Annotated in this window: 1 protein-coding gene; it reads left to right on the top strand. The window is 62.9% G+C overall.

Annotated elements, in window-relative coordinates:
- Nucleotides 1-33: 33 nt before the first annotated feature.
- On the top strand, nucleotides 34-1,124 hold a 1,091-nt coding region (locus ACO1BR_RS44125; RefSeq protein WP_426800754.1), incomplete at its 3' end, for an IS630 family transposase.

The raw sequence follows: 1,124 nt of genomic DNA, 5'->3' as shown, positions 1-1,124 counted from the left end.
TGTCCTGAGTCGGGTTTTCGTCGTTGGTTGTATGTGACTCAACGAGGACCGAAGATCCCGCCGGTGACGGTAACTGACGTTCATCGGAAAGTGCTTGAGGGGTGGGTGCGTCGCCGCTCAACTGCGCAGGCCCTGTCTTTGCGATCGACGATCGTGCTTGAGTGCGCCAAGGGCTTGTCCATCATGGAGGTTTCGCGTCGGCTGCGGATCGCTCCGGACACCGTCCGCAAGTGGCGGCGGCGTTTCCTGGAATGCGGCCTGGATGGCCTGTGCGACGAGCCTCGGCCTGGCGGACCGCGGAAGATCACCGATGCTGACGTCGAGCGGGTGATTGTCAAAACCCTTGAAGAGAAGCCGGCGAACGCCACCCACTGGTCGACCCGGTCGATGGCCGCGGCGACGGGGATGTCCCAGTCGGCCATCTCACGGATCTGGCGGGCGTTCGCCCTGGCTCCGCACCGATCGCAGACCTTCAAGCTGTCTACCGACCCGTTCTTCATCGACAAGGTCCGCGATGTGGTCGGTCTCTATCTCGACCCGCCGGAGATGGCGCTGGTGCTGTGCGTGGATGAGAAGTCGCAGATCCAGGCACTGGACCGATCCCAGCCCGTCTTGCCGATGATGCCCGGGGTGCCTGAACGCCGCAGCCACGACTACGTTCGTGCCGGCACCACTACCTTGTTCGCCGCCCTGGAGGTGGCCAGCGGCAAGGTGATCGGCTCACTCCACCGCCGTCACCGCGCCGCTGAGTTCAAGAAGTTCCTGACCAAGCTCGACAAGGAGGTTCCCACCAAGTTTGCGGTGCACCTGATCCTGGACAACTACGCCACCCACAAGACACCGGCGATCAAGAAGTGGCTGCTGGCCCGTCCCCGCTTCCACCTGCACTTCACGCCTACCGGATCATCGTGGTTGAACCTGGTGGAGCGGTGGTTCGCCGAGCTGACCAGCAAGAAGTTGCGGCGTGGAGTCCACCGCTCCGTCCAGGCTCTCGAACGCGACATCCGTGCCTGGCTGGCCGACTGGAACGACAACCCACGACCGTTCACCTGGACCAAGACCGCAGACGAAATCCTCGACAAAGTCGCCGCATACTGCAAACGAATCCCCGACTCAGGACACTA

This window comes from Streptomyces sp. YGL11-2, assembly GCF_050054615.1.
Lineage (GTDB): Bacteria > Actinomycetota > Actinomycetes > Streptomycetales > Streptomycetaceae > Streptomyces.
Note: the sequence above shows the minus strand (reverse complement) of the source record. Positions and strands in the feature narration are given on the sequence as shown.